Here is a 24,254-nt window from a genome sequence, read left to right as displayed (position 1 = left end):
AAGCTAAATCACAATTAATGTTCGAAAAAATAGAAACCATAGATGGTGCATTGGTATACCATGGGAATATGCACAATCGCATTTATTTCACTGAAGCAAACAACGCTGATTTAGGAATTCTAGTTTCAAAAATGAAGGCCCTAGCAAAGCAAAAAAAATATGAAAAGATTCTTAGCAGGGCACCCGAAAGTTCTATGGGAGTTTTACAATCTAACGGTTTTACAGTAGAAGCTAAAATTCCTGGGTTGTACAACGGTACAATAGACGGTTATTTCCTTGCAGATTATATTAAAAAAGAACGGCATATAAATGATGAGAAAAGTCGCAAAACGATTGAGTCCGTAAAATCGATTGCACTTGCTGCGAATAAACCACAGACAGATTCACATTTTGATTTACCCCTAAATACGCAAATCAAAAAACTGACCTCTGCAGATTTTCCATTGTTGGAAGATTTGCATAAAAAGGCTTATAAATACCATCCGAACCAGATTAAGGATGTTGGCCACTTTTCAATGTTGCATGAATTGAAGCATCAGTTCTACGGACTTTTTGAAAATGGGGAATTATTAGTTTCAGCTATTTTGGATATACACGAAACGGAATCAAATTTGGAAATCGTCGATTTTGTTACACATCCCGATTATCGTGGTCAAAATTTATCTTATTTCCTAGTACAGGATATTAAAGAAAAGATGAAAACCTCGGGATGCAAAACTATATACTCCCTAGTTCGTGCTACTTCATACGGACTCAATATTACCTATAGTAAACACGGTTTCATTCTTGCGGGAACATTGACGAATAACTGCGTGGTTCGTGATACCATGGAAAGTATGAATATTTGGTATTTTAAAGGAAATGAGGATGTCTAAACCTCGATAGTAATACAGTTGATTCTTGAACTTTCGGGTACTATTAATATTGAATTGAATATTCAACTTTTCCGGATATTCTATATTTAACAAAAGCACTGATTTTGAATAGTTAGCTATTCAAAATCAGTGCTTTTACATCATTGTCTCACTTTATGACAATAATTCTTTGTTTGCGTGGTAATTTGTGCTTTATTTGAAAAAGGCAATTAAAATTTATCAATGTAATCCATGAAAGGTTTAGAAAATAAGAATTTCATACATAACCTTTCGTTTGATTGTGTCATTTTTGGCTTCAACGGAAAACTACTTAAAATCCTCATTTTAGAATATCAGAATACAGGTCTTTTCGCACTTCCTGGAGGGTTTGTCGAAGAAAATCAAAGTTTAGATGATGCCGTAAAGCAAGGGGTAAAAGATCGAACAGGTCTTGATAATGTATTCTTAGATCAATTCTACATATTTGGTGATGTGAATAGAGCAGACCCTGGGCATATGAAGCGTTTGCTTATTGCCAATGATGATGATACCGAAGAAAATAACTGGATGTTGCAAAGGTTTGTAACAGTTGGGTATTATGCTCTAATCAATTACGAAGAAGTAACCCCAAAGCCTGATCATTATTCAGATAGTATAGATTGGTATGCTATAGATGAATTGCCTGAATTAATGATGGATCACAATAAAATAGTAGAAAAAGCCTTGCAGGTACTTCGTAATAATTTGAGTGAAAAACTGATAGGTATGAATCTCTTACCTTCAAAATTTACCATGAAACAATTACAATTAGTTTTTGAGGCCATTCTGAATCAAGAATTAAGACGAACCACCTTTCAAAGAAAAATGTTGTCTCTGGACATTTTAGAAAGGCATGAAAAACTTTTTCAAGGTAAAGCCCATAAAGCCCCTTATTTATACAGCTTTAAATAAATAATAAAAACTTAATCATAACGCTTAAAACAACAACAATGAAAAAATCAATCTTGAACAACATTTTTAAATGTTTAGCCCTAACCGTATTTATCTTCGGTTCAATTGCAACGTATGCGCAATCTAAAGTAGGTGGTCTTGCATTGTATACTGTTAGAGATGACATGGGTACAAATGCTAAAGCTACATTGCAAGCGGTGTCAGATGCTGGATACAAAAACATTGAAGCTGCAGGATATGCAGACGGCAAATTTTATGATATGAGTCCGGTTGAGTTTAAAAAATTACTAAAATCTTTGAAGCTTAAGCCAATTAGTACTCACCAAGGCTCAGTTACCTTAGAGAATGCAGATCAAATGATGGCCGATGTTAAAGCTGCTGGATTCAAATATTTTGTAATTCCTGTGCCACCAATGGGCATGTTCGAGTTCAATAGAGAAAAAATGAGCATGGGTATGAACGGAACCGTAGAAGATTTGGCTAATATTTTAACTACGCTAGGTGAAAAAGCCAATAAGGCAGGGTTAAAATTACTGTATCATAATCACGATTTTGAATTCAAAAAGAACGCTGATGGTATTGTTCCAATCGATTACTTATTGGAAAATGTGGATCCTAAATTATTGAACTTTCAAATGGATTTATATTGGGTAACTAAAGCAGAAGCTAATCCTATTGCATATTTCAACAAATACCCAGGTCGTTTCAAAATCTGGCATGTAAAGGATATGGACGAACAAGGTAGATTTGCCCCTGTAGGTAAAGGTTCTATCAATTTCAAGAATATATTGGATAACAAAGAACTATCTGGTATGAAATATTACATGGTTGAGCAAGACATGACTTTCGACGGATTAAAACCATTAGAAGCCATTAAAATTAGCCATGAAGGACTTAAAGAAATAGGCTTTAAATAGTCGATTGCCAACTTAGTACAATCAAAATGAAAAACTATATTCAACTAATGACCATAATGGTCGTTATCACTTTTAGCACCTCAATTTCTGCTCAAGACATCGTTGTTACCGGTTCGCAAGTTCCGGTGACAGAAACCGAGAATGGACCAGTTCGTGGATATATCCACAACGACATCCATACCTACAAAGGAATACCATATGCCCAAGCGAAACGTTTTGAAGCTGCCGAAAAACCAGCAAAATGGGATAATGTTAGAAGTACTACCATGTATGGTGCTGTTTCACCATTAATCACACCTACAACTTCAATACAAGATGAATCTGAATTTGTATTTGATCATGATTGGGGCTTCACAAATGAAGATTGCTTAAGCTTAAACGTTTGGTCTCCTGATGTATCTGACAATAAGAAAAGACCGGTGCTGTTCTGGATTCATGGTGGCGGCTTCACGACTGGTTCTAGCCATGAACTTCCTTCTTACGATGGTGAAAATTTAACCAAAAAAGGTAATGTGGTGGTCGTTTCTATCAATCACCGTTTAAACGTGTTGGGCTTTTTAGATTTATCCGCCTATGGCGATAAATACAAGAATTCTGCGAACAATAGTATTATGGATATGGTCGCTGCGCTAGAATGGGTAAAGAACAATATTTCTAATTTTGGTGGCGACCCCAATAATGTTACCATATTCGGCCAATCTGGTGGAGGCGCAAAAGTAACTACACTTATGGCTATGCCAAAAGCAAAAGGCCTGTTTCATAAAGCTATCAACCAAAGTGGTTCGTTTAAAACTGCAATGTTAGAAAAAGAAGATACCCAAGCAATTGCTAAAGAAACCTTGAATATACTTGGTTTAGAGGATAGTTCAGTAGATAGTATTCAAAATGTTCCGTTCGAGAAATTAGCCAATGCTAGTAGTAAAGCATTAAAAATAGTGGCCGAAAAAATGAAAGCTGCAGGAAAACCTGTTATCGGATTCGGACTTAATTGGGGTCCTAGTAAAGATGGAAACGTACTTCCGTATCAATTAGGCTCTAAAGAAGCGTTGGCAGTATCAAAAGACATTCCTTTCATGATCGGTACTGCAAAGAACGAATTTGCGCCTTTTGCCAATATGCGCTTCATAGGGGCATCTGAAGAAACTATAATGAAACATATTAAAGATACCTACAAAAACAAGGCTGATGCTTATGTAAAGGCGGTTAAAAAAGCCTACCCGAATGATACTGATGCGAAAGACCTTTTAGATGTTGACACCATGTTCAGACCTGGTGCCGTACTTGAAGCAAACGATAAGTCGGGCTTAAAAGGAGCTCCTGTGTATATGTATTTATTCACATGGCAATCTCCAGTTTTCGATGGTAAGTATAAAGCCTTGCACTGTATGGAACTTCCGTTTGTTTTTGACAACATCGACCTTGCCAATCACATGACAGGTGGTGGCCAAGAAGCGCACGAGCTTGCAGGCAAAATGAGCGGTGCATGGATTAATTTTGCAAAAACAGGCAATCCTAATCATGAAGGTCTTCCTGATTGGCCTGCCTATAACAGTAGCAATACGGCCACTATGCATTTCGATGTTACGTGTGAAGTTAAGCCTCAGCTAGACAAAGAACTTTTTGAACTCGTTGGTAATAATTAGTTATTAGTTGAATGAAAAAAGATACTTAAACTACATATGCTATGAAACGGGCACCCAAAATACTGTCCGCATAACGAGCACTAAGCTTTAATTTAGCTTAACAACCAAAAAGCACTGGAGAAGAAATTCTTTCCAGTGCTTTTTTCATTCTTATAAATCGATAAAATAAAGATGGTGGTTGCTTTATTTGCTTGGTTATTACTTCAAGTTAATTTTACAGGTAGTCGTTAAGTCTGTCTGATAGTATTTTTTATCCTTCGCATAAATTACAGTCCAAAACTACACGGACTAGTAGTTCAATCATTAAATACAAAAAATAATTAAATCAGTATTAAACCATTTAACACTTTTAACATCTAATTCGTTTTAACATTAATTGAATATTTTTGCCAGCGAAAAAACACAAACCAATAAACAATAAAAGATGAGAATGACCACCGGATTACGCATGAGAATTATTCACCGCTATTTAGGCTTTTTCCTAGCAGGCATTATGGCGATGTATTCTATTAGTGGCATCCTAATGATATTTAGAAATACAGATTTTTTAAAGAGTGAAGTAATTACCGAAAATCAACTAAAACCCAACTTAACAGCAGGTGAATTAAGTGCCGAAATACGAATGAAAGGCGGAGTGAAACCTGAAAAAACAGAAGGTGATATCGTTTATTTCAGACAAGGTGAGTACAATACAAAAACCGGTATGGCAACTATTAAAAAAATGGAACTCCCTACAATTTTAAGTAAGATGGAACATTTACATAAGGCTACTACAGACAGCCCTGTATATTGGTTAAATATTTTCTTTGGTCTTTCATTATTGTTTTTTGTGGTTTCTTCTTTTTGGATGTTTATGCCACAAACCTCTGTCTTTAAAAAAGGTCTTTATTTTACGCTAGGGGGAATAATCTTAACTATAATACTATTATTCGTGTAACTACACACTTACAATTTATACTTAAAAAAACCTCTAGTTAGATTTCTCTAACTAGAGGTTTTTAACATTTTAGGCATATCACAACATATATCTAAGGCAATCTTAGTATATTGTAGTTCAGACATCTAAGTACACTCCCCCTACCACTTTAGCGTAAGTAATAATATTCAGAAGCTACTCGCATCAATATCTAGATTCCATTGATTTTGGAGTATGTTGGCAGTGATAAGTATTACCGTTTGTTCGATATTTTTTAATAACCACCATTATTAAACATTAAACATGACTAAAAAAAAACGCACTTGGAAATTTTGGACAGGCAGAACTTTATTGGTATTAGTAATCTTTGGAGGATTATGGTTTACCAATCTTATATGGTTTAAGCCCTTTAACATCAATCATTTCTATGAAAAAATATTTGTTGAATTAGTTTTAGATAGCCCAGAGACAACTACATATTTGGGTATCCCTGTAATTTATGATTGGACAAAAGACGAACTAGATGATATTTCGGACGCTAAGCTGTGGGAAGGCTTTAATAAATCAAAAGAAGATTATAAAACATTATTGAGTTATGATTATGATAATCAATCGGAAGAAAATCAACTCAACACTGATATTTTAGGCTACTTCTTGAAAATGAATACGGTAGAAGCTGAACCTTACTTCTACCATGACTATCCGGTTAACCAAATGTTCGGTGTGCAAAGCGGTTTACCGAGCATGATGGCAAGTACTCACAAACTCGATAACGTAAGTGATATTGAAGCCTATATCTCGCGTTTATTAAAATTCGAGACTAAATTTTCCCAACTCATAGAAGGTCTTAAAATAAGAGAAGACAAAGGAATCATAACACCAAAATTCATTAACATCATTTTACTAAATGAAATGAAGGGGTTTGTTAACGTTAAAACAGATAGTTTAAAACTGTCAACCAACAAAAAATCTGCTGTTACCTCTAATATCCTCTACACCAATTTTGAAACAAAAGTTGATGTATTGGAAGACATTTCGGATGAAGAAAAGACGGCTTACAAAAATCAAGTGGCAGATACCCTTGAGACGGTCGTTTTTCCTGCTTACCAAAATCTTATTTCATATTTCGAAAACCTAAATTTAAAAGCTACCAATGATGCTGGTGTATGGAAATTACCAAATGGCGATGCGTATTATCGGTACATGTTAAAGCAAATGACCACAACAGATTATACACCTGAAGAGGTACATAACCTTGGACTGTCGGAAGTTGCCAGAATCAAGTCAGAAATGTCCGCTATACTAGAGGCTGAAAACTATTCAGACTCTTCCAAAACGATGGGACAAATTATTCAACTACTTAATAAGGAAGAACGATTTCTGTACCCAGATACCAATGAAGGCCGCGAGTTGATTCTAAAAGATTATAAAAGTATCATAGATGACATTAGCCAAGGTATGAGTAAAGCTTTCAACATTATGCCAAAAGCAGGTATGGAGGTAAAACGTGTTCCAATATTTAAGGAAGAAGGCCAAGTTAGCGCCTATTATGAAGGCCCAGCAATGGACGGCTCTAGGGGTGGTGTTTTCTATGCTAACTTAAGAGATACTAAAGAAACGATAAAATTTGCGATGAAAACATTGGCATACCACGAAGGTATACCTGGACATCATTTTCAAATTGCCATACAAAATGAACTACAAGACGTGCCAACATTTAGAACGGTGGTTCCTTTTACAGCATATTCTGAAGGCTGGGGGCTGTATGCCGAACGCTTAGCTTGGGAATTAGGGTTTTATGAAAATGATCCTTATGGTAATTTAGGCAGGTTACAGGCAGAGATGTTCAGAGCAGTGCGATTAGTAGTCGATACTGGTATTCATTATAAAAAATGGACACGAGAAGAAGCTATTGAGTATATGGTAGAAAACACAGGTATGACTACATCTGAAGTTACCTCAGAAATTGAACGCTATATCGTAATGCCAGGTCAAGCTTGTGCCTATAAAATTGGAATGCTTAAAATACTAGAACTACGAGAAAAAGCAAAACAAGAACTAGGGAGTCAGTTCGATTTGAGGGAGTTTCATAATGCGGTTTTAAAAAATGGCTCTCTGCCTTTAGATATCTTAGAAGAGGTAATTAACAACTACATTACTGATACTCGTGAAAAAAGTACTTCCTGAAATTTAGAGGAAAACGAACTACTAAAAATGTAGAAAATTAAAATGTAATACGATAGACAGCATGTAACTAAAATTAATTCCTTAGAAAGGGTTAAATGCACTAACATCATTCTAAAACCAATACTATGAATATATCAAATAACAACGCAATTCGTGAATATGAACTGGATACGTGGACAAGATGCTCTACAAGTTATAATGAAACATGGGCTACCTTAACCAGTGAAACACTTCCATTGTTAATTAAAAAAACAAACATTAACGCAGATACCTCTGTATTAGACATTGGCTGTGGCGCCGGTAATTCTACAAAGAAAATTAATGAAACGGGAGCTGACGTTATCGGAATAGATTTTTCTGAAAAAATGGTGGAGGAAGCTAACGCTACGTATCAAAATATCGCCTTTAAACAATCTGATGCAGAAAATATTCCTCTAGAAAATAACTCTAAAGATGTTGTGGTGTCGAATTTTGTAGTACATCATTTTGCGGAACCCGAAAAGGTTTTTAAAGAAATAAACAGAGTTTTAAAACCAAAAGGAAAATTTGCTTTTGCAGTTTGGGGAGCAAATGAAGAACAAAGTTCATTAGGAGCTTTTTTTCAAGCCTTCTCTAATCATCACGAATTATCAGCACTGCCTCACGGACCGTTATTCGGAGTTACTGATTTTGAGACCTATAACGAACTTGCTACACGCGCCAATTTGAAGAATTTTAAACTAGAAAAGCTAGATACACAATGGAAAATGGATTCGCTTGACCCTCTAATAAATGGTTGTTGGGATTGGGGCAACTTGCACTTATTCCCTAAAGAAAAGCAAGAAGCTATTAAAGCCGACTTCATTAAAAACTGCGAACCTTTTAAAAAAGAAAATGGGTATTCATTTCCACATTCAGCGATGATCGGGTACGCTGAAAAATAAAACATATAGCACTATTATTTAGCCGCATTAAAATACGCCTATGATAAAATTCTTTCGAAAAATTCGTCAACGACTACTCACTGAAAACAAAATCAGCAAATATCTAATTTACGCAATTGGCGAAATTGTGCTTGTAGTAATTGGAATTTTAATCGCCTTGGCTATAAACAACTACAATGAAAATCAGAAAAGCGTAGCACAAGAACAGGTATTTCTGAAACAATTAGTAACAGATTATAAAGCGAACTTACTTCAGTTAGAGAATAAGATTGAAATGAGGCGCAAACTAATAGCTGAAAGTCAAAACGTTTTAGAGATTACCTCAAAAGATATAACCATTAGCGAAGATTCACTTTCTGCTATATTCGCCACTTTTTTCATGGACCCTACTTTCGACCCCATCGAAAATGATGTACTGAATTCTGGTAATATTAAATTGATACAAAATGATTCGTTGAAACAAGCCCTGTCGCATTGGACATCAGACGTTAAGGCCTATTCAGAATCTGAACATATACAGCATGACCATTACATTTCTGAAATAATACCTTTTATGAAAGAAGTAGGTATTATGCGTAATGCAAACCACGTTTTTTGGAGGGCACAAGAACTTAGAATGGGATTTTTGGATAAGGGTAAAAACGACAAAATTTTAACCATCGGTAAAAGCCAAAAACCAATAGCTGTGGATGCTATTTTAAAAGACCCAAGATTAGAAGGTTTAGTTACTTTCATTTTTACATTTTCTCAAGTTTGTAATTTAGAAGGACAAACACTTAAAGAGAAAATGGAAAAAATTATTGAAATTCTTGAAAGTGAGATCGAATAGAAAAGTATACTTGTCATAAAAGAACTTTGGTGATGAAATATAAGTACCTACTTAAAATCGTTTTGACCTTAATCTTGTGTCCACTACTCTATTATTCTTGTAATAAACGACTCTACACTTCAACGTTTCATCACAATAACATAGACCGTGAACATGTACTCTATATTCCGAAATATTTACCAGAAAACGCACCTTTAGTTTTTGTGCTTCATAGTTATGGCCGTTACGCAAAAGACCATATGCAGAGCCTTCAATTAGATAGCCTTGCAGAAGTTCACAAATTTGTTGTTTGCTACCCACAAGGCACCTTAGATGTAAATACGGGCCAGCCTTATTGGTCGGGTGGGTTAGGTTCTAAATCAATTGATGATGTTGGCTATTTGAAAGCACTTGCAAAACAGCTGCAAACAACGTACAATCTAGATGCAGATAGAACTTTTGTATGTGGTATCTCTAATGGTGGCTTCATGAGTTATACCTTGGCTGCAGAAGCACCAGATGTGTTTAAAGCGGCCGCATCTGTAACGGGAACTATGACAGAACTCGTTTGGAATAACAGAAAAACAATTCCCCAACCTATACCAGTTCTGCAAATCTCTGGAGTGAAAGATGAAGTTGTTCCTATAGATGGTAGCATGTCTACCGAATATGGATGGGGTGGCGCACCACACATGGATGCCGTTATGGAATATTGGGGTGCATTTAATCAATGTACCGAAATTGATACACTGTCGATTTCAGAAAATATAGATGCCTATCATTACAAAACTTGTATAAATGATAATGAGGTCTGGTACTATAAGCTAAAGGAATTCGGACATGACCTACCCACTTTAGAAAATTCAGGTATTAATGCCAATGAATTGATCCGGGAGTTTTTCAGTAAATACTAAGTACGTTCATTCTCTTTTCAAAAATTGGTCAAAGGTGTTTTAAATTATCGATCTTAGTATTAGAATAAAATTGACCATGACTATAGAATCTAATAAAGTATCAGTTGTTATGTTAGGCGCAAGTGGGGCCGTAGGCACAGAAGCTTTAAATACCCTAATTCTGCTCAAGAACATTCAACAAATTACATTGTTGGGCAGAAATCCTATTCCAAACATAACAGCAGGTAACGTACAACAGCACAGAATAGATATTAGTGATGCTGGCTCTTACCAGGGTTTTGTGCAAAATCACACTACAGCTATTTGTACGTTAGGCGTTGGTCAACCTTCAAAAATCAGCAAAGAAGAATTTATAAAAATCGATAAAACTGCGGTATTGGATTTTGCAACGGAATGTAAAAAAGCCGGAGTCAAACATTTCGAATTACTGGCCTCCGTAGGTATCAGTTCAACCTCATCCACTTTTTATCTTCGTACCAAAGGTGAATTGGTAGATGAACTAAAAGCCTTGAATTTTGACCGTCTAAGTATTTTTCAACCTTCTATGATTTTAACCCCAAATAACCGCTACGGTATTGGGCAAGCTATTACCTTAAAAATTTGGCCACTATTAAAACCACTATTATTCGGGAATCTACGAAAATATAGAGGTGTTCCGGTGAATGTTTTGGGGCAAGCTATGGCAAAGAATATTCTGAAAGAAGGTGAAGGGTACGAAGCGCTTCAATGGGACGAGTTTTATGCTATTAATACATAGACTAGCAAAAAAACATCCAAAATTAAATCGCATATTACAATTTAAATAAATGCTCTTTTTTGACTTTCAATGACATACAAAATAACACAGCAAACTTCTGTATATTGCAGTAGACCAAGCAAAGAACACTCCCCCTGCCGTCTGTCCAAATAAGTCATTTGACAATAATAGAAACTAATATGAAAAAGTCTATAGTAATCAAGACCCTATTATTTTGTTACTTACTAATACTGATTACTGCTTGTAAATCTACTTTCAAGCAAAAATGGGCCAAAGTAGAAGCTCCGGCATATTTTACGGCGAAATTTGAAACTTCTAAAGGAAATTTTGAAATAGAATCAAGAAAAGAATGGTCTCCTGAAGCGGTAAATAGATTGTACGGATTGATACAAAGCGGCTTCTATACCGATATCGCAATCTTTAGGGTACTGCCTAATTATATCGCTCAATTTGGAATACATAATGACAGCCTTGTCAATAAAGCTTGGAACGAAATAAAAGTGATAGATGAACTTGTTTTAAAAAAGAACACAAAAGGAACTTTATGTTTTGCCCGTGGCGAACCAGAAACGAGAGGTACAGCCTTGTTTATTAATTTAGACGATAATACCCCGTTTTTAGATACCATCGCATTTATGGATGTAACAGGATTCCCTGTGGTTGCTCAAATTACTTCGGGTTTAGATGTTGCTAACTCATTTTACAATGGTTATGGCGCAGAATTAGATGAAAAACAAGACTCTATTTATAAGTTTGGAAATGAATATCTTAAAAATCAGTATCCGAAGTTAGACTATATAAAGAAAGCTTACATTACTGAAAGGAGTCCAAAAGATGAAATAAAGTAAAAAGTTTTAACGAAGGACTTAACCGAAAAGGTATGGTCTTATTTTTCATCTGTTTTCATTCTTGAACTATCATTTTCCACCAAAACTACTATAGAAACTAACCTCTAGTAAAGGATACTTTTTTCTATTAATATGATAAACTTGATCCGGTTTAAAAGTCTAAATTCGTTCTAAAGTTCAGAACTAAAAAATGCTCTTCTTTGAATTTCAAGAACATAAGAAAATTACCATCAAACTTCTGTATATTGCAGTAGACCTAGTAAAGTACACTCCCCCATCATATTAGTGTTTGTAACACCAAAACACAGATATAAGTACTAGTAACTATATTTCTAGAAAACAGAAGAAATACGCACTAGTAAGCATATTCATAAATTGTGCTTCAACCCGATAGCCATCGGGACCAACCTAAAAACCAATGATAAAATTCTTTCGAAAAATTAGACAAAATTTACTTTCAGAAGGAAAAGCTGGAAAGTATCTGAAATACGCAATTGGTGAGATTATTCTTGTTGTTATTGGAATTTTAATTGCTTTAAGCATTAATAATTGGAACGAAACCAGAAAACAATCCGAATCAGAAAAGGCATTTATTACAAGCGTAAAAAATGACCTTAAACAAGATAAAGCTTTCATTCAACAGATAGTAGAAATTATAGAACCAAGAATAGAAGCTTATAAAGTCTTAAATAGTGACTTACCGAATTTATATGCTAATGACAAAAAATCATTGGATTCCATTTTTGATAATTATTTTAAAACACAACGCACATTCTACCCGATATCTGGTTCTTATGAATCCGCGGTTTCAGGAAATCAAATTACTGTTTTTAGAAATAAAAAATTAATACAAAAGATTATTAAATTATATAATTCAACTTATGATAGGTTGCTTGATAACGGTCAAATTTTGGACGAAAGATGGGCTTTTTTAAGTAAAAAATATAGTTATGAAAGAAGAACTGGACACTTTCGTGAAATGAAACCTGAGCAACTTTCTGAGTTTCTTGATGATTTGTATCATCATTATATTCAAATGGAATGGTACTTAAATCAGTTAAAATTGGCCAAATCTGAAATTGATAGCATAAATTAGGAAACAGAAGAACAACAAAGAACTGAGAAAAAACATAAAAAATCAGCGTCTTTTCACACGCTACGTTTCAAACCCAAAACCGTTGCTAGCAATTTGACAAAATAGCCGAAAAAAGAATGAAAATAATTAAAAACACTAAAAATGTAACGTGGATTAATACTGGATTATTTTACATTCTCGCGTGTGGATTAACATATTTATTTGTTCAACTTCCTAATTTAATCGAAAAAATTTGGGAACCTATTTTTGGTTTTAATGCAAATTTTAGTTGGAATCACGGAATTGCTTTGCTTGTAGCAAGTATAATTGCTTATCGAATTTTTAAAGTTAAACGAGAAACCACTCTTCTTGGAAAAAACCCAATTTTCAGTTTGATTTTTGGAGGTATTTTTCTAATTGGATATTCCGCAATTGGATTTAATAATGATTTTGGAATCAATACTCATTTATGGGCATTTATATTTTGCCTAGCCACTTTGATTTATGATATTTTCGAAGAAAGTGCATGGAGAGGGTTTTTAAATGATAGTTTAAAATCTATTCCTTTTTGGCTTAAAGGAATTATAACAGGAATACTTTGGGGGTTTTGGCATCTTTTAATATTTAACGGTTTTGACCAATTTGGTGGAATCCATATTTTTGTTCTCTTATCAATTGTAGTGTCAATCATTATGGCATATGCTACTGATAAAACCAACTCAATTTTAGTAGCTTCTTCAATTCACGCTTTAATGATTTTAAGAGATATAAATATTACTATAATCTGTGTAGTGATTTGGATTATAATGATAATTGTTTGGAACAAATGTTTGCTGAATAAAAAGAGAATTAAAACAAAATATGGAGCATGAATTAAAACCATTTTGGAATAAGGTTTTCAAGTTTGATTGGAAATTTGGACTCTTTTTGATTCTAATAATCTGTATTCCTCGATTTATTTTGGTGCTACACGCTAATGAAACCGCAAACTATGGCTATATCGGCCTTATTATGGTCATTTCAGCGATTGCACCATTCATATTTTTAAGCAAGTTTGGCAGAAAGAAAATCGGAATTAAAAAACCTACGAATTATCGGTGGCTAATTATTGCATTCGTAATTGGAATCGTTTGTAGCATTGTACTTTACTTTTTGGGAGAAACTATATATAGTAACTCCTATGAAAATTGGTATTACTACATTGGAAAATCCTATAAAATTCCAACTGAAATTGACCAACAGAGTAAACTCACTATGTTTGTAATTATGGCATTGACCGGAATGACATTTAGCCCAATTGGAGAAGAACTATTTTTTCGAGGAATTGTCCATTCAAGTTTTGCTAATTCAGTGGGTAACAAAAGAGCTTCGATTATTGATAGTTCTGCATTTGCTATCGTCCATATTTCGCATTTCGGACTAATTTTTACGAATCAGCAATGGCAATTCTTGATCATACCGACTTTAATTTGGGTTTTAAGTATGTTTTGTGTCAGTATTTTATTTTACCGATGTAGAAAAAATTCAGGTTCGATATTAGGAGCAATTATATGCCATTCTGCATTTAACTTAGGAATGATTTATTGCATCTTTTATCCAATTATCAGAAGTTAGTGCTGCACATAAAACATTTTGAACTATGAAAAATATCTTATTTGCTATTTCATGACTATTGAGTTCTTCAGTTTTCGTACAAGCAATTGAAGAAAAATATATGGAAAACGTTAATAACAGAATAGCTACCCTTTATGGGAATATTGCACAAGTTTGGAGTGCTTTTGAAATATGAACCGACCCCAAAAATGAACACCAATACTAGAGGACTAAATAGTGTTCAACTTATATTGAAAATGGCCGATGGTTTATAGATAGCTGGACATGTGAAATGGAAACGGTAAAAAATCTATTAGTAGCCGACTTTTAAAAAAAAGAATAAGAATAGAGACTGCTTGTTCTCACCTATAATGAATATGATGTTTAAAATGAAATGGTTATTCAGGTTTAAAAGCCCAAACACCCTTACCATTTTCCCAATCAAAATATTGCTCTTCTTTGAATTTCAAGAACATAAGAAAATTACCATCAAACTTCTGTATCTTGCAGTAGACCAAGCTAAGTACACTCCCCTACCACTTTAGCAAAACTAATTTTTATTAAAAATTCTGAAACTACTATTCAAACTCCCCTTATAGAAAGAGTTGAATACGTGTAAGTTTTCACTATTGCTATATATATTATTAACCCGGCCCAATAAAAGGCCACAAGAACCAAACTACCATTTATGAAACATTTCTTATTGTTATTGCTGCTTTTAACAACTACTATTTCAGTACAAGCACAATCTAAATTGGTCAAAGCAGATTCATATTTAGACGTTAGAACAGGAAAATTAATTTCTCCCGCAAATCTGCTTATCGAAAACGGACTTATAAAAGCCATCAATCCAAAAGCACTTCCTGAAGGCATCGAAATAATTGACCTAACAGGTAAAATTCTTTTACCAGGTCTTATGGATATGCACGTACATTTAGACGGTGATTTTACAGGTAGCTGGGATTATGTTTATAAAGAAAGTGCAAGCCAAGGTACTGTAAGGGCAATAGTCAATGCAGAAAAAACATTAATGGCCGGTTTCACTACCATAAGAAGTATAGGGCAATTACATATTACACCAGAACTTATTGATGTTGCCATTTCCGAGGCTTCTGACAAAGGTATGATCGCTGCACCAAGGGTTATCCCTTCAGGACATATGATTTCTATAAGTGGCGGACACGGAGATATTTCTCTTGGTCTAGCCGAAGGGTTGGTGACCGTTGGACCTAATGACGGAATCATCAATGGAAAATATGATGCTATTCAGGCGGTGAGGTATCAGATTAAACATGGGGCTAAATTCATAAAAATGCATGCTACGGCAGGCGTACTTTCTATGGAAGATGCTATTGGCGCACAACAATTAAGTAATGAAGAAATGAAAACCATTGTAGACGAGGCTGCACGACACCATATTAAAGTAGCTGCCCACGCACATGGTACCGAAGGTATTAAAGAAGCTATTAAGGCTGGTGTGTATTCTATTGAGCATGGATCCATTATAGATGATGAAGGCATCAATTTAATGAAAGAACACGGTGTGTACTTAGTTCCTACAAGGGGTCTTGCGACTATAATTGAACCTATGATCGACAAAATGGATCCCGTTATGGCAGGTAAAGCGAACTATGTTATGCCTATTGCCAAGCAAAACCTTAAGAATGCTATTAAAGCAGATGTCAAAATTGCTTTTGGTACAGATACGCCTATAATCCCTCATGGAAAAAATGCTATTGAATTTGCAGCATTGATAGAATGTGGCATGAATACTACAGAAGCTATAAAAACAGCCACAACCAATGCTGCCGAAATGCTTGGACTTACGGATCGTGGTGAATTAAAGCAAGGGTTACTTGCAGATATTATTGCCGTTGATGCAAATCCTATTAAAGATATATCCACCTTAGAAAATGTAAAGTTTGTGATGAAAAATGGGGTGGTGTATAAGAATGAAGAATAAGAAAAATTGAGAGTTTTTTAATATTGACAATTTAAACAAAGACAAATGTAATTGATAGCACCTGAAATACAACCAACCTAAAACAAGCGCATTATGGAGACTAAAAAACTAAATTCATTACTACTGTTTGGATTACTTGTAGTGTTCATTTCTTGTAAAGAGAATTCGGCCAAAACCGATACTACCTTAACTGAAAAAATAGACGCCGAAGCTTTATTTACCCAACAATGCGCAACTTGTCATACAGGTAATGGTTCTTTTACAGCACCTTCTTTAGTTCACTTAGCCTATATGACTCCGAGGAGTATAGTTTCATCTCTTGAATCGGGGAAAATGCAAGTGCAGGGCGCTTCGTTAAGTAGAAAGGAAAAAATAGCATTGGGCGAAATGCTAACTAAAATTGAGTTTACAGAAGGGGCAACTCCGCCGAATATGTGTGAAAATGCCAATTTTAAGTTGTCTAACGTAACCTCTGCTGGCTGGGGAGGTAATAATCATGGTACCGGCTACGTACTAAAAGAAAATGCCAATTTAACCGCAATTGAAGTTCCTAATCTTAAACTCAAATGGGCATTTGGGTTTGAAGGTGGTACCACTACCAGAGCAATCCCTACCGTAATCGACAACAGTATCATTTTCAACAGCCAATTCGGTGAAGTCTATTGTTTGAATATGCAGACCGGGTGTGTGCAATGGATATATCAAACCGATGGCAATTTAAGAGGAGGAATTGCTGTTAGCCAAAACAGCAATGGTGAGACAAACGTATTTTTTTGCAGATTTCAATTGCAAAGTCTATGCGCTTAATGCCAATTCTGGTGACCTATTATGGAGCAAAAGTGTTAGGACCGAAGCACCTAATTCCGTTACCGGAACTGTTGCGTACGCAGATGGCATAGTGTACGTTCCACTTTCTTCTATGGAAGTTTCTATGGGAAGTCAAGAATCGTACGAATGTTGTAAAGGTTCTGGTATGGTGGTAGCTGTTAATGCCGAAATCGGTAATGAAGTATGGCGACACAGAGTAGTTCAAGAAGAAGCGACAGCACAAACCAAAAGCTCCACGGGAGTAACTAAATACGGACCATCAGGCGCACCGGTTTGGAGTAGTCCCACGGTCGATGAAAAAAGAGGTCTATTATATATAGGTACCGGAGAGAACAATTCATATCCTACTACAAACAGTTCTGATGCGTTACAGGCATTAAACTTAAAAACAGGTGAATTGGTTTGGACGTATCAGGCTACCTCTGGAGATGCTTATGTGACTGGGACTTTTAATGAAGATGGAACAAAGATGGAGCCATGTGAACATTGTCCTGACCCAACTGGGCCAGATGTTGATTTTGGGATGGCCCCCGTACTTACTACAAACCAAGATGGTAAAGATGTACTCATTGTAGGTCAAAAATCTGGAGTTGCTTATTCCTTGGATCCTGATACCGGACAACTTATCTGGAAGAAAAGATTAGGACGCGGAGGTGCTTTGGGTGGTATACATTGGGGAATAGCCACTGACGGGAAAGTAGCCTATGTACCTATTTCTGATTGGTTTGCTTTTGGTGGCGACAGCGAATATCCCGCAAGTCCGGGATTGTACGCATTAGATGTAATGAGTGGTGAAGTTCTTTGGAAGTCCGTGCCAGATTTTAGCCTTTGTGAAGGTATGCCAGGTTGTTTTACAGCGAACTCTGCGGCTCCAACATTAATTGACGGTGTTGTCTTCGCAGGCAACCTCGATGGCCATATAAGAGCTCATGATGTTGCGACAGGAAATGTCATTTGGGATTATAATACGGTACAGGACTATGAGACCGTAAATGGGGTTAAGGCACATGGAGGAGCATTAGATGGACCAGGACCGGTAATTGCCAATGGCATGGTTTTCATTAATAGTGGTTATGGGAAGTTTTCTCAAATGGGTGGTAATGTATTACTAGCTTTTGAAGCTAAATAGACAATTGATTTAAAAAAGTAATTCATTCAAAGGACAAAACGGTAAGCAAAAGCTTACTAGAATTTTGTTTGTGCAAAGCAAGTTAGAACCCAAGCATTAAAATACGACCATGTTAAATTCTTTCGAAAAATACGTCAACGATTAGTATCTGAAAACAAATTCAGTAAGTATCTCATGTACGCCATAGGTGAGATTGTTTTGGTCATCATCGGTATCTTGATGGAGTTACAGATAAACAACTGGAATTCAGATAGGATAGTCCGTAATACTGTAGCAAATTATTACAAACGTATTCATGGCGAAATTCAAGAGGGTATCAAGACCATAGAATCGTTTATAGAAGATGCGAAGTATATTGAATCTTTAAACAAAAGGACGTTGAATATTTTAGCCTCTAAAAACTATGATTCCATTCCTATTTTAAAAGAAACCTTGGGTGCTTTAGGAACTGCTTTTGTATTAGACTTGAATTTTCCGGTGACAGAATAATTTTTAAATCAAGGGTATTTATCAAAAGTTCAAAATGACAGTGTTAAACTAGCATTCAATTACTATGTGGATTCAATGATTGTATAGGTCCATATATCATCAAAAAACTGAACTATAGTGAAATTGTACTACCGAATTATAGAAAGGGGCTTATACAAGGTGGCACTCCAACGAATTTTGAACTTCTTTTCAATGATCTAGAGCTATGGAATAACGTAACTTTTAAGTTGGAGGCTATAACACAAGATATTGAATCCCATAATAAAATAATTGAATGGTTGAATAAACTGGACAGGCAGATCTTAAGGCAACTTCAACAAGGTAAAACAGAATAATAGTGAACCTAAAGACTATACTTCACCCAACACTGGTATCTTGCATATATAAACTACCATTATGAAAATCAATTTATTGTCTTGTGATGCTCAAAGACCAGATAGAAGGGCTATTGCCAATTGTATTGTAGAGATATCATCTAACTGTAGTGCATCGCTAGCAAATGAACTTACAGACATACTCTTAGAAGGTGATGCCGTAGATATAGAAATGGATGATAAAAACACCGGTTCCGCATTAAGAGCTTTGCGAAAGCTAAGTATAGATTATGAGATTATAGAATAACACATTCTTTATTCATTCCCAAAACATAAAACACCCACCCCTAGCCCCTCCCAAGAGGGGAACAGATTGTGACTGTGATTTAGCTTTTTAGATACATAAAACGAAATATTAGTTCTAGAACTAGAAGCGCCCAACAACCACAATTTCGAAAACAAAAACGAAATTCTCCCCTCTTTGGAGGGGATTTAGGGGTGGGTACTACAGTGTAGTAGTTTTAATCACAAAACTACCCCGCACTATTTTCTGTCAACTTTACAGCACCCCGCAAGAAAACCTACCACAAATTTCTATATCTTTCAGTAGTTCAAGCAAAGTACACTCCCCTAACACTTTAGCGTAATATTTAGATAGCAATAGGCATAGGTAATTGTACATCTACGCGTATGTTGTAAGCCTTTTAGGGTTGTCATGTGATTTGAAATTTTTACTAAAAAAATATAATTATGAGAAGAATAGTCATTTATGTACTGGTTATACTAGCGACCTTCGAATTTTCATTTGCTCAAGATTCAGATAAGGACTTCAAATGGCCCGAAAAGAAAAAAGCCGCTGTCTGTTTAACCTTTGATGATGGTCAAGATTCTCATCTCGATAATGCCATACCCATACTTGACTCCTTTAATATGAAAGCAACTTTTTATTGTCCAGGAAATAAAGAGTCTTTACATAATCGTACCCCTGAATGGAAAAAGATTGTTGAAAACGGCCATGAATTGGGCAATCATTCTTTATTTCACCCATGTGATGGTAGGCTGTTCGATTGGGTTTTACCTGAATATGACTTAAACAATTATTCTAGAGCGCAAATTCGAATGGAGTTGTATACTTCCAACACATTACTAAAAGCAGTAGATGGAAAAACGAATAGAACCTATGGGTATCCCTGCTCAAACTTTAAAGTCCATGGCGATTCGACTTACGTAGATATCGTGAAGCAACAATTTTCAGCAGCACGAAGTGATGGCCCAATACCAAATACGATGCAAAATATTGACATTAATTTTATGCCAAGTTGGTGTGTAGACAGTCATACAGGCAAAGAACTGATAGCTTATGTAGAAGAGGCTAGAAAAAATGGGACAATTGCCACATTTATGTTTCACAGTGTTGGGGGTGGTTACTTAAACGTATCTAATGAAGCATTACAGGAACTATTAATTTACCTTAAAGAAAATGAAGAAGATTATTGGGTAGATACCTTTTATAATGTTACAAATTACATAGCAAATCAATCAGGCAATATTGAATAATATAGGCCACCTAATTTTATACCACATATCTGAAAATTTAACAACCAACTAAAACCAAATTCATGAGAACCAATCAAAACATTCAAACTATTGACTCATTGTACAACGCTTTTTCAACTGGCGATATACCAGCTGTACTAGGATTGATGCATTCAAAAATCGAATGGAACGAAGCCGAAAGTAATTCGCTTTCAGATGACAACCCCTACATTGGGCCAGATGTAATTTTAGAAGGCGTATTTGCACGTCTTGGCGCTAATCATGAACACTTTTCCTTACAAGATGTAAAAATCCATGGTATGGACGATAATATGGTCTTGGCTACACTACGGTATGATGCTAAGGTAAAAGCAACCGGTAAGAGCTATAACGCGCAAGCAGCACATTTATGGACACTTAATGATGAAGGTAAAATTAGTGCCTTTCAGCAATTTGTTGACACTAAGAAGTTGGCAGACGCTGAAAAGTAATTTTAAAGGCATTTCCCATTCAACTCTTGTGGCCTATTCAATTTAAGTACTATTGTTACTTCGAGTGAATTTAAGAAGTATGAGAAAATTCGTATCGAGAAGCTCGCGTATTTCAAACCTGTTCTCGATACAATTTTAGGTCTTCGTTGCTCTCAGCCTAAAACCACTCGAACTGACAATGCGCTTTCAATTCAGCTCTTGTTAGCCTATTCAATTTAAGTACTATTGTTACTTCGAATGAATTTAAGAAGTATGAGAAAATTCGTATCGAGAAGCTCGCGTATTTCAAACCTGTTCTCGATACAATTTTAGGTCTTCGTTGCTCTCAGCCTAAAACCACTCAAACTGACAATGCGCTTTCAATTCAGCTCTTATTAGCCTTTTTGTTTAAAGTCAGGATGTCACTTCGAGTCAATTTACGAGGCACGAGTAAATTTGTATCGAGAACTCGTGTGTCACTAACTCCACAACAACTATAACCACCTCTCACCATTTTCCTAAAAAAAAGACGTGTTTACCTTTCAACTTTACCGAACCCCGGAAGAAATGTAAATCAATATTATTTATATTGCAGTAGACCAAGCGAAGTAAACACCCACTACTACTATAGTTCAAATTAGTATAAAAATAGATATACGTACTAGTACTCATATAACAACGTTGGGCAACATTTTAAAAAACTAAAAAATATGGAAAAATTAAATTTAGCAGATGCGAAACAAATCGGTTCCGACCTTGGAATTGACTGGAATGAAATTAACCTTGAAGAATTCACAATGGGTTTAAATGTTGAATTTGAGCATGGAACAAGATATCCTGAAACCAATGTCACAAATAATGACAAAAGCTTGACAGGAAAGATTGCTTGGGCGCATCTTAAAGAATTCCCAGACTACTATACAAGATTAGAAAAAATGGAGAAGGAAGCTGATGCGTATTGGAAATCTAAAAAATAAGACAAAAACGATTTCCCAAAACCGTATATAATTTAATGCTAGTTCTAGCTTATAATCACTTCGAATGAACTTTCGAGGTGTTTGCTGAGCCAGCCGAAGTGTATGAAAAAATTCGTATCGAGAAGCATGCGTGTTCCAAACCTGTTCTCGATACAATTTTAGGTCTTCGTTGCTCTCAGCCTAAAACCACTCGAACTGACAATGCGCTTTCAATTCAGCTCTTATTAGCCTTTTTGTTTAAAGTCAGAATGTCACTTCGAGTGAATTTACGAAGTATGAGAAAATTTGTATCGAGAAGCTCACGTGTACCAAACCTGTTCTCGATACAATTTTAACTTTCCATTTCATTACAACTTAAAACCACTCGAACTGACAAGGCGTTTTACATGCAGCTCTTGTTATCCTGTTCGTTCTAAGTACTGTTGTCACTTCGAGTGAATTTACGAGGTCCGAGGAAATTTGTATCGAGAAGCTCGCGTGTACCAAACCTGTTCTCGATACAATTTTAAGTTTCCATTTCATTACAACTTAAAACCACTCGAACTGACAATGCGTTTTACATGCAGCTCTTGTTATCCTGTTCGTTCTAATTACTGTTGTCACTTCGAGTGAATTTACGAGGTACGAGAAAATTTGTATCGAGAAGCTTTTTGGTTACCATCAAAATCGTAAATTGAAAGAGTGAAAACATACTACGTTTACATAATAGAATGCTCCGATAAAACTTTCTATACCGGAATCACATCAAACCTTACTGAAAGGCTAGAATCACACGAAAAAGGAAAATACAAAGATAGTTACACGAGCAAAAGGAGACCTTTAGAATTAGTCTATTACTGCGAATTTACCGACCCTAATATAGCTATAGAAACAGAAAAACAAATTAAGAAATGGTCACAAGACAAGAAACGAGCGCTTATTGCTGGGGACTTTGATGAGTTACCGAATTTGGCTAGGAAGAAATTTTAAACCTAAATAAAAACAATAAGTATTCGTGTACCAAACCTGTTCTCGATACAATTTTAGGTCTTCGTTGCTCTCAACCTAAAACCACTCGAACTGACAAGGCGTTTTTGTTCAGCTCTTGTTAGCCTGTTCGTTCTAAGTAACATTGTCACTTCGAGTGAATTTACGAGACACGAGTAAATTTGTATCGAGAACTCGTGTGTTCCAAACCTGTTCTCGATACAGTTTTAGGTCTTCATTGCTCTCAGCCTAAAACCACTCGAACTGACAATGCGCTTTCAATTCAGCTCTTGTTAGCCTATTCAATTTAAGTACTATTGTTACTTCGAATGAATTTAAGAAGTATGAGAAAATTCGTATCGAGAAGCTCGCGTATTTCAAACCTGTTCTCGATACAATTTTAGGTCTTCGTTGCTCTCAGCCTAAAACCACTCGAACTGACAATGCGCTTTCAATTCAGCTCTTATTAGCCTTTTTGTTTAAAGTCAGAATGTCACTTCGAGTAAATTTGTATCGAGAACTCGTGTGTCACTAACTCCACAACACCTAAAACCACCCCTCACCATTTTCTATAAAAAGAAGTGTTTACCTTTCAACTTTACTATACCCCGGAAGAAATGTAAATCAATATTATTTATATTGCAGTAGACCAAGCGAAGTAAACACCCACTACTACTATAGTTCAAATTAGTATAAAAATAGATATACGTACTAGTACTCATATAACAACGTTGGGCAACATTTTAAAAAACTAAAAAATATGGAAAAATTAAATTTAGCAGATGCGAAACAAATCGGTTCCGACCTTGGAATTGACTGGAATGAAATTAACCTTGAAGAATTCACAATGGGTTTAAATGTTGAATTTGAGCATGGAACAAGATATCCTGAAACCAATGTCACAAATAATGACAAAAGCTTGACAGGAAAGATTGCTTGGGCGCATCTTAAAGAATTCCCAGACTACTATACAAGATTAGAAAAAATGGAGAAGGAAGCTGATGCGTATTGGAAATCTAAAAAATAAGACAAAAACGATTTTCCAAAACCGTATATAATTTAATACTAGTTCTAGCTTATAATCACTTCGAATGAATTTACGAGGTGGTCGCTGAGCCTGCCGAAGTGTACGAGAAAATTAGTATCGAGAAGCTCGCGTGTTCCAAACCTGTTCTCGATACAATTTTAGGTCTTCG

General features: G+C 35.5%; 24 protein-coding genes. All 24 read left to right on the top strand.

All coding sequences use genetic code 11. The annotated features are described in order from the left end of the window. The first annotated feature begins 17 nt into the window (after positions 1–17). Positions 18–875, top strand: a complete 858-nt coding sequence (locus tag AAC084_RS10730; RefSeq protein WP_339840179.1) for a GNAT family N-acetyltransferase — start codon at positions 18–20, stop codon at positions 873–875. 231 nt (positions 876–1,106) lie between these two features. Continuing rightward, entirely contained in the window at positions 1,107–1,805 is a 699-nt protein-coding gene (locus tag AAC084_RS10725; protein WP_339840178.1) for an NUDIX domain-containing protein, read from the top strand. Between the two features lie 38 nt (positions 1,806–1,843). Continuing rightward, positions 1,844–2,722, top strand: a complete 879-nt coding sequence (locus tag AAC084_RS10720) for a sugar phosphate isomerase/epimerase (RefSeq protein ID WP_339840177.1) — start codon at positions 1,844–1,846, stop codon at positions 2,720–2,722. A 26-nt stretch (positions 2,723–2,748) separates the two neighbouring features. Then, positions 2,749–4,365, top strand: coding sequence for a carboxylesterase family protein (locus AAC084_RS10715; protein ID WP_339840176.1), 1,617 nt, complete (start codon positions 2,749–2,751; stop codon positions 4,363–4,365). 424 nt (positions 4,366–4,789) lie between these two features. After that, positions 4,790–5,302 carry a PepSY domain-containing protein gene (locus AAC084_RS10710; RefSeq protein WP_339840175.1) on the top strand — a complete coding sequence of 171 codons (513 nt, stop codon included), beginning with the start codon at positions 4,790–4,792 and terminating at the stop codon, positions 5,300–5,302. A 282-nt stretch (positions 5,303–5,584) separates the two neighbouring features. After that, positions 5,585–7,468, top strand: a complete 1,884-nt coding sequence (locus AAC084_RS10705) for a DUF885 domain-containing protein (protein WP_339840174.1) — start codon at positions 5,585–5,587, stop codon at positions 7,466–7,468. A gap of 125 nt (positions 7,469–7,593) precedes the next feature. Continuing rightward, positions 7,594–8,391, top strand: a complete 798-nt coding sequence (locus AAC084_RS10700; protein WP_339840173.1) for a class I SAM-dependent methyltransferase — start codon at positions 7,594–7,596, stop codon at positions 8,389–8,391. A 40-nt stretch (positions 8,392–8,431) separates the two neighbouring features. After that, positions 8,432–9,220, top strand: a complete 789-nt coding sequence (locus AAC084_RS10695; RefSeq protein ID WP_339840172.1) for a DUF6090 family protein — start codon at positions 8,432–8,434, stop codon at positions 9,218–9,220. 32 nt (positions 9,221–9,252) lie between these two features. Next, complete coding sequence (locus tag AAC084_RS10690) at positions 9,253–10,113, top strand: PHB depolymerase family esterase (protein ID WP_339840171.1); 861 nt, start codon at positions 9,253–9,255, stop codon at positions 10,111–10,113. 76 nt (positions 10,114–10,189) lie between these two features. Then, a complete protein-coding gene (locus AAC084_RS10685) occupies positions 10,190–10,870 on the top strand; it encodes an NAD(P)H-binding protein (RefSeq protein ID WP_339840170.1) in 681 nt (226 codons plus the stop codon). A gap of 179 nt (positions 10,871–11,049) precedes the next feature. After that, a complete protein-coding gene (locus tag AAC084_RS10680) occupies positions 11,050–11,718 on the top strand; it encodes a peptidylprolyl isomerase (protein WP_339840169.1) in 669 nt (222 codons plus the stop codon). 418 nt (positions 11,719–12,136) lie between these two features. After that, positions 12,137–12,814, top strand: a complete 678-nt coding sequence (locus AAC084_RS10675) for a DUF6090 family protein (protein WP_339840168.1) — start codon at positions 12,137–12,139, stop codon at positions 12,812–12,814. Between the two features lie 116 nt (positions 12,815–12,930). Next, complete coding sequence (locus tag AAC084_RS10670; RefSeq protein ID WP_339840167.1) at positions 12,931–13,665, top strand: CPBP family intramembrane glutamic endopeptidase; 735 nt, start codon at positions 12,931–12,933, stop codon at positions 13,663–13,665. Then, positions 13,655–14,407 (top strand): type II CAAX endopeptidase family protein, encoded by a 753-nt coding sequence (locus AAC084_RS10665; RefSeq protein ID WP_339840166.1) that lies wholly within the window; start codon positions 13,655–13,657, stop codon positions 14,405–14,407. Before AAC084_RS10670 ends, AAC084_RS10665 begins: the two co-directional genes overlap by 11 nt. A 667-nt stretch (positions 14,408–15,074) precedes the next feature. Then, positions 15,075–16,349 carry an amidohydrolase family protein gene (locus tag AAC084_RS10660; RefSeq protein ID WP_339840165.1) on the top strand — a complete coding sequence of 425 codons (1,275 nt, stop codon included), beginning with the start codon at positions 15,075–15,077 and terminating at the stop codon, positions 16,347–16,349. A 93-nt stretch (positions 16,350–16,442) separates the two neighbouring features. After that, positions 16,443–17,156, top strand: coding sequence for a c-type cytochrome (locus AAC084_RS10655; RefSeq protein WP_339840164.1), 714 nt, complete (start codon positions 16,443–16,445; stop codon positions 17,154–17,156). After that, positions 17,080–18,306: a PQQ-binding-like beta-propeller repeat protein gene (locus AAC084_RS10650; protein WP_339840163.1), complete on the top strand. Its 1,227-nt coding sequence runs from the start codon at positions 17,080–17,082 to the stop codon at positions 18,304–18,306. The genes AAC084_RS10655 and AAC084_RS10650 overlap by 77 nt, the downstream gene beginning before the upstream one ends. 174 nt (positions 18,307–18,480) lie before the next feature. Continuing rightward, on the top strand, positions 18,481–18,795 hold the full coding sequence (locus AAC084_RS10645) for a hypothetical protein (RefSeq protein WP_339840162.1): 315 nt from the start codon (positions 18,481–18,483) through the stop codon (positions 18,793–18,795). 396 nt (positions 18,796–19,191) lie between these two features. After that, entirely contained in the window at positions 19,192–19,416 is a 225-nt protein-coding gene (locus AAC084_RS10640; protein WP_339840161.1) for a hypothetical protein, read from the top strand. A gap of 443 nt (positions 19,417–19,859) precedes the next feature. Then, positions 19,860–20,666: a polysaccharide deacetylase family protein gene (locus AAC084_RS10635; protein ID WP_339840160.1), complete on the top strand. Its 807-nt coding sequence runs from the start codon at positions 19,860–19,862 to the stop codon at positions 20,664–20,666. A gap of 62 nt (positions 20,667–20,728) precedes the next feature. Next, positions 20,729–21,136: a nuclear transport factor 2 family protein gene (locus AAC084_RS10630; protein WP_339840159.1), complete on the top strand. Its 408-nt coding sequence runs from the start codon at positions 20,729–20,731 to the stop codon at positions 21,134–21,136. A gap of 689 nt (positions 21,137–21,825) precedes the next feature. After that, a complete protein-coding gene (locus AAC084_RS10625) occupies positions 21,826–22,092 on the top strand; it encodes a DUF5661 family protein (protein WP_339840157.1) in 267 nt (88 codons plus the stop codon). A gap of 681 nt (positions 22,093–22,773) precedes the next feature. Next, on the top strand, positions 22,774–23,061 hold the full coding sequence (locus AAC084_RS10620) for a GIY-YIG nuclease family protein (protein ID WP_339840158.1): 288 nt from the start codon (positions 22,774–22,776) through the stop codon (positions 23,059–23,061). 757 nt (positions 23,062–23,818) lie between these two features. Then, positions 23,819–24,085 (top strand): DUF5661 family protein, encoded by a 267-nt coding sequence (locus AAC084_RS10615; protein ID WP_339840157.1) that lies wholly within the window; start codon positions 23,819–23,821, stop codon positions 24,083–24,085. Positions 24,086–24,254 lie beyond the last annotated feature (169 nt).

Source organism: uncultured Maribacter sp. (assembly GCF_963977385.1).
Taxonomy (GTDB): domain Bacteria; phylum Bacteroidota; class Bacteroidia; order Flavobacteriales; family Flavobacteriaceae; genus Maribacter.
Note: the sequence above shows the minus strand (reverse complement) of the source record. Positions and strands in the feature narration are given on the sequence as shown.